Here is a 6,563-nt window from a genome sequence, read left to right on the forward strand (position 1 = left end):
ATGACTGGCCGGCAGAAGTCCGGAATCCCTGGCCGACTTCATTGGAATCCGCAGTCGAGACGCTGCAGGGCAAAGGGCCATTCACCGTTTTCGCCCCGACCAATGCCGCATTCGAGGCCCTGCCCGCCGGCACCGTCGAGACGCTGATGAAGCCCGAAAACAAGAAAATGCTGGTCAAGGTCCTGACGTGCCACGTGGTCGGCGCCAACGCCATGGCAGCCGATGTGCAGAAGATGGTGGCTGACGACGGCGGCAAGCATGTGATCGAAACGCTGGGCGGCTGCAAGATCACGGCCGTGGTCAAGGATGGCATGGTTACCCTGACCGATGAAAACGGCGGCGTGGCCCATGTCACCATCGCCGATGTCGTGCAGTCGAACGGCGTCATTCACGTCATCGACAAGGTTCTGTTGCCGAAGAGCTGATCCTCCGACGCAGCCCGGGCCATGTCCCGCGCGGTCTTTCCCTTCCGCACGGGCATGGCCCGTTGTCGCCGGGTCTTCCGGCAAAACCCAACCAAAGAAGGAATTTTCTCATGAACGCGATCACATCGGTGACGGCTGCACTGCTGCTGTCATCTCTCGCAGCCCCTGTCATGGCGGGCACGGTAGTCGGCCTGTCAGGTGAAAATGAGCTGCACCGGCTCGATACCGACAGCTGGGTCCGCACCGGCGGCGTGACCGTCACCGGTGTCGAGGGGCGCGTGTTGGGCATCGATGTGCGCCCGGCGGACGGCAGGCTCTATGGCGTCTTTGCCGATGGCACCCTCGCCACCATCGACCCCATGACCGGTCTTGCCACCAAGGTCAGCACGCTGGCGGTCATGCTCCCCCGAGGTGCCACGGCCACGGTTGATTTCAATCCGGTCGCAGACAAGCTGCGCGTCATGGGCAGCGATGGCACGAACCTGCGCGTCACTGTGGAAACCGGCGAGGTGGTGGCGGATGGCAGTCACGCTTATGAAGACGGCACGGCTCCGAACATCATCGCGGGCGCCTACACCAATTCCCACGCCGGGACAGAGAAGACCCAGCTTTTCAACATAGACGGTGCGGCCGGCTGGCTTGTCCTGCAGGATCCGCCGAATGACGGCAAGCTGAATGCGTTGGGCGAGATCGGCGTGAAACCGGCCGAAGCGGGGTTCGACATCGCATCGGATGGGAAGGGCGGCAACGCAGCCTGGCTGGTGGTGAAGGACGGCTTCCATTCGGTCGATCTGGAAAGCGGCAGGACAACCGAGATGGGCAAGATCGACGGGATTAGCCTCCGCGACATCGCGATCCTTCCCGCAACGTAGCTCGCCCGCACTGTGGCAGGTGCTGCCGGTCCGGTTCGGTTCAATGTGCTGCGGTCCGGGGACGACGCCTCCGGGCTGCAACCAGGGTGGGATGCTTAGCAGGCTGCTGAAAAGTCCTGAAGTGTCATGCCTATGTGCCGGAAAACGGAAATCGGCCCGGAAACGCCCGGATATATATGGATTTCCGGTGTCGTCAGATGGCGAACGATTTCCGCTCCAACACAGGCCAAAAAGCCTTTCAGCAGCCTGTTGGGCGCGGCGTCGGCGGGCGCGGGCATTCATCCTGACGGACGTGAGATCGGCGCCGCGTCAACCGCTCCTCGCGTCCGCCACGCGCGTCAGATATAGGGGTCTGGTTATGGCACGCGCTCCGACGATCACTGTCACCCGCATGGCTCAGCTATCGCTGTTGGACTGGAGCAGGCCGAAATTTGGGGAGCGCATGGTGCAGATCAGACCCTTTTCCCCATAGTCGAGCTCCACGTCTCCCTCAAACTCTGCGGCTAGGACCTGGCGGATCAGGAAGGTGCCAAAACCTTTCGTCGCAGGGGAGGCAACGGGTGGTCCATTGATCTCCTTCCAGACGAAATGAAACGATTGATCATCGGGCCCAAAGGTCCACTCCACGACGATCTTTCCCGCGTCCACCGACAAGGCCCCGTATTTGGTCGCATTGGTGCCGAGCTCATGCAGGGCCAGGGTGAGGGCGAAGGTTCTTTCGTCATTCAGAAGCACCTCCGGGCCAGAGGCCGAGACGCGCGCTTCCGCGTCCTGATTGAAACGGGCGACCGCATGCCTGACGATATCGCGAACCGACGCCTGACTGTTTTTGCGCAGGGACAGGATGTCCTGCGCTTGTCCCATCGCGTCCAGACGTTCGATCAGCTTCTTATGCAGATCCTCCTTGGTGAGCGAGGTGCGGGCGGTCTGGTTCACTACGGCGCGCACCAGCGCATAGGAATTCTTCATGCGATGGATCAGTTCACGATTGCGCAAGTCCGCGCCTCTCTCGAACCGGACCTTGTCGGTGGTCTCTACCACGGTGTCCATGAATCCGCAGACCTTGCCGGTCTCATCAACCACGGGGCTGTAGGAGAAGGTGAAGAACGCTTCCTCCATGCGCCCGGCGTGACGGGATACTTCGAGCGGATAATCCACGATGAAGGTGGATTGGCCGGACATCGCTTTTTCCGCAATCGGGCCGATATTTGCCCATGCTTCCGCCCAGATCACCGAGAAGGGGAGGCCGATGCAGTCCCCCTTTTCGCCGAGGATCGGAACGAAAGCGTCGTTGTAGATCGCGATGTGCTCCGGTCCCCAGCACAGGCACTTTGCAAAGCCGGAACGTATAACGAGGCTGACCGTCGTTCGAAGGACCGCCGGCCACGTTTCGATCGGTCCGAGCGGGGTGCTGCTCCAGTCGTGCATGGCGACCTTGCGGCCCATAGCCGTGGAGAGATCGAGAAATGGATACCGATCAGGCATTCTGGGAGCGCTTTCAAAGCTGTCGAGGATGGCGACCGGATCTTACGGAATTTCCGAGAAGTAGTCTCATGCCGACACTTTCACAAGCGGCGACGTGAACAGCGCATGATGCCTTCGGCTTGTGTAAAGACTTCGGCGCAAGGAAGCTCATCCGCCGCCGTTGCGGTCCGAACCCTTCCTGAGCGCGGTCGAGGACACTGCTCGCCACGGGCCCGAGCCTCACTGTGCAGCGCGGCGAAGGCATGTCCTCGGTCCATGACCCATCACGACGGCTTACGGCAGATGTGCCGTCCAGGTCGGGTCTTCGAACTTCTCGCGGGCAAGTTTCTGCGCTTCGGCCATTTCATCGGGGCTGACGGTGCCGGAACGGGCCCCGTAAAGGCTGGAGAAGGTCTCCAGCATCCGCGCCAGCACGGCCTCCTGGCTCAGACCGGTCTGGCTGCGCACCGGATCGACCCGTTTGCCGGCGGAAACGATGCCCTTGTCGGAGATTTTCTCCCGGCCGATCCGCAGCAGCGCCGTCATCTTGTCCGCGTCCATATCGTAGGCCATCGTGACATGGTGCAGCACAGCACCCCCGGCATAGCGCTTCTGCGCCGCGCCGCCGATCTTACCTTTCGGCGAGGTGATGTCGTTCAGCGGCTTGTAGCTCGCTTCGATCCCCAGGGCATTCAGGGCTTTCAGCACCCATTGGTCAAGAAACGCATAGGAGGCGGCGAAATCCATGCCGTCCACCAGTTCGCCCGGAGCATAGAGCGAGTAGGTCAGCGCCGACCCCGGCTCAACGAACATCGCGCCGCCTCCGGTGACACGGCGCACCACCGTGACCCCCAGCCGGTCCGCCGCTGCCATGTCCACCTCGTTGGAGAGCGACTGGAAATTGCCGATGATGATCGCGGGCCGGTCCCAGTGCCAGATCCGCAGCGCCGGTCGCCTGCGCCCTGCCGCCACCTCCCGCGCGAGCACATCGTCCAGCGCCAGATGCAGCGCTGGTGCGGTCGGGCCGGTATCGAGAATTTCCCATTCGAAGTCGTGCCAGGACTTGGCAAGTCCCAACGCCCGGCGGACGGCGATTGCAACGGACTCGGCGGTAAACCCGACAAGAGCCGCCCCCGGACGGAGATTGTCCCTTATGGCCATGGCCAGGTGCTCCGGTGGAGTATCCGCAGCAAGACCGGTCAGCGACCTTGTGATGTCATCAAGCGCTTCAGTCGGCTCGAGAAAGAAATCGCCCGATATCCGCAGATCGGCCAAGCGACCCTCGCGCACTTCAAGATCCGCAACCACCAGTTTCCCGCCGGGAACCTTGTATTCGCCATGCATGCAGAAGCCCTTTCCTTGCGCCGCGCCCAACGGGAACGGTGATGGCACGTGTTATGTCCGTCAGGACGGAGGGTACAGCGTCAAAGTTGGCCGCTGCCGGGCGCTGCCTGTCCGTGCGCCGGCAATGCGAGCGGTGGAGGCATACTACCTGGGATCAATCAACCGCCTCCGGGGCGGTGCGACCCCTGACGCTTCCTCAGGGAATCTGTACGCGAGATGGAGCGTGCTGCGCGCGCGCGGAAAGCGGCGTCAAATGCTGCCACGGCAGGGCGGCAATCCTGCGTACTGTCCTCGAGCGCACGGAAGCGGGTGAGTTCAGACGTCACTTCGCCCAGCCCCAAAGCATCCTGCATTGTGTCCGCGCGCGCGGAAGCCGCTGGGCTACGGCATGCTGAGCGGCGAAGCGGAAAGTTCTGTGCTCGCACGCGTGGATGCGGCCACGGCTGACACCGAGCGATCGACCTCCCCCGAGTTCTGCGCGCGCGGCAGCAGCTTCCCAGACGGCGGGATGCGCTTGGTATGTTGTATCCTCGAGCGCGCGGATGCGACGCTCGCAGGTCATGCACAATGCAGGGACAATTCAGTCTGTCCCCGCGCGCGCTGATCCAGCGCTCCGCGCCACGCCGTCGTGGCATGGACCTGTGAGAGTTGGTCTTCCTTGAGACCCTTGCGGGAGATATGCGGGAAGTCATCAACCGTTGATTTCGATCGTCCGGGACCGGTACGGCGCCGGTTCCGGCTGCCCGCTGTCTTAGGCCGCGAGGTCCCCGGAGCAGGGGGAGAGACTACTCCGCAAGCTGCAGCATTGTCTTGATTGCGCGGCGTTCATCCATAGCCCTGTAGCCTTCGGCGACCTCCGCGATGGGCAGGATAAGGTCAAAGACCTTGCCGGGCTGGATCCTGCTCTGGAGCACACGTTCCATCAGGTCAGGGAGGAACCGCCTGACGGGGGCGGGGCCGCCCAGCATGCGCTGCTGCCGGAAGAACAGCTGTTGGCCATCGAAACTCACGCCATGCGGCACGCCGACATATCCGATGGAGCCGCCGGGGCGGCATACACCCATGGCCTGCTGCATGGATTGCTGCGTTCCCACGGCTTCGATCACCGACTCGGCGCCGATGCCATCGGTCAGCTCCATGATGCGCTGGATGCCATCCTCTCCGCGCGCTGCCACGATGTCGGTCGCCCCGAACTCCCGGGCAAGTTTCGCGCGGCCCTCGTGTCGGCTCATGGCGATGATCCGTTCAGCGCCAAGCTGGTGCGCCGCCATGACCCCCATCAGACCGACCGCCCCGTCGCCCACGACGACGACCGTGCTACCCTCGCGCACATTGGCGGCTACTGCGCCATACCAACCGGTTCCCAGAACGTCTGATGCTGCCAGCATGTCCGGGATCATTCCCGTATCGGGGATCTCGGTGGTTGCGACGAGCGTTCCGTCCGCAAGCGGCACACGGGCGTAGGGCGCTTGTGCTCCGGTCATGAACTCCCGTTGCTGGCACGATGACTGGAAGCCGAAGCGGCAGTGCGGGCAGGTATTGTCCGACAGGCAGAAGCTGCCGACGACGAACTGGCCCGGTCTGATCGTGCGGACTTCGGACCCCACCTCGACGACGATGCCGCAATATTCGTGTCCCATGTGGACTGGCGCGGCCTGCGGCTGCAACCCGCGATAAGGCCAGAGGTCGGAGCCGCAGATGCAGGTGGCCGACAGCTTGATGATCGCATCCGTGGGTTTGACGATCTCCGGGTCCTCGACATGTTCGTAGCGAACGTCGCCGGGGCCGTGCATCACGGTGGCATACATGACGCTATCCTTTCGTCAGGTGTTGTATTGGGCGTCGGTGACCTGTTCCATCCAGGTGACCACCTCGCCGTCCTTTACCTCCTGAACGGCGATATGGCTCATGCCGGTATCGGGGGCGGCCCCGTGCCAGTGGCGCTCCCCCGGCGCGAACCAGACGACATCGCCCGGGCGGATCTCCTCGACCGGTCCCCCCTCCCGCTGCACCAGCCCTCGCCCGAAGGTGACGATGAGCGTCTGTCCGAGCGGATGGGTATGCCAGGCGGTGCGGGCACCCGGATCAAAGGTCACATGCGCGCCCTGAACACGCTCCGGGGCAGTGGGGTTGAACAGCGGGTCGATACGGACCTTGCCGGTAAACCAGTCTGCCGGCCCCACGGCGGAGGGCCTCGCCCCCGCTCGAAAGATTTCCATGGCGGTATCCTCTTGACGGTTCGTTCGATGATCGGGTGTCACCGCCGTGCCGGGTCGGACCAGGGGTCTTGCCGGCAGCGGCTTATGCGCAGGATAGATATTGCTTTGATATCGACAGGTATCAATGCGTCACGATGAGATGAGCGTTTACCTTCCCAACGAGCGGGAGAAGCATCTATCGATGCGATGCGATGCGATGCGATGCGATGCGATGCGATGCGATGCGATGCGATGCGATG

General features: G+C 63.0%; 7 protein-coding genes. 2 read left to right on the forward strand and 5 right to left on the reverse strand.

The annotated features are described in order from the left end of the window. On the forward strand, window positions 1-425 hold a 425-nt coding region (locus tag RT513_RS20230; RefSeq protein ID WP_313534464.1), incomplete at its 5' end, for a fasciclin domain-containing protein. Between the two features lie 110 nt (window positions 426-535). Further along, complete coding sequence (locus RT513_RS20235) at window positions 536-1,297, forward strand: DUF4394 domain-containing protein (protein WP_290691350.1); 762 nt, start codon at window positions 536-538, stop codon at window positions 1,295-1,297. Window positions 1,298-1,693: 396 nt separating this feature from the next. On the opposite strand, the gene RT513_RS20240 is transcribed toward RT513_RS20235, so the two are convergent. The 5 genes from RT513_RS20240 to RT513_RS20260 all read right to left on the reverse strand — a co-directional run. Further along, a complete protein-coding gene (locus RT513_RS20240) occupies window positions 1,694-2,782 on the reverse strand; it encodes a sensor histidine kinase (RefSeq protein WP_313534468.1) in 1,089 nt (362 codons plus the stop codon). Between the two features lie 273 nt (window positions 2,783-3,055). Next, window positions 3,056-4,153, reverse strand: coding sequence for a biotin/lipoate A/B protein ligase family protein (locus RT513_RS20245; RefSeq protein ID WP_313534469.1), 1,098 nt, complete (start codon window positions 4,151-4,153; stop codon window positions 3,056-3,058). Between the two features lie 737 nt (window positions 4,154-4,890). Next, entirely contained in the window at window positions 4,891-5,913 is a 1,023-nt protein-coding gene (locus RT513_RS20250) for a zinc-dependent alcohol dehydrogenase family protein (protein ID WP_290691341.1), read from the reverse strand. A gap of 15 nt (window positions 5,914-5,928) precedes the next feature. Further along, window positions 5,929-6,324: a cupin domain-containing protein gene (locus RT513_RS20255; protein ID WP_290691338.1), complete on the reverse strand. Its 396-nt coding sequence runs from the start codon at window positions 6,322-6,324 to the stop codon at window positions 5,929-5,931. A gap of 38 nt (window positions 6,325-6,362) precedes the next feature. Then, window positions 6,363-6,563: hypothetical protein (locus RT513_RS20260; protein WP_313534472.1), on the reverse strand; the 201-nt coding region annotated here is incomplete at its 5' end.

The organism is Haematobacter sp. (genome assembly GCF_032102465.1).
Lineage (GTDB): Bacteria > Pseudomonadota > Alphaproteobacteria > Rhodobacterales > Rhodobacteraceae > Haematobacter.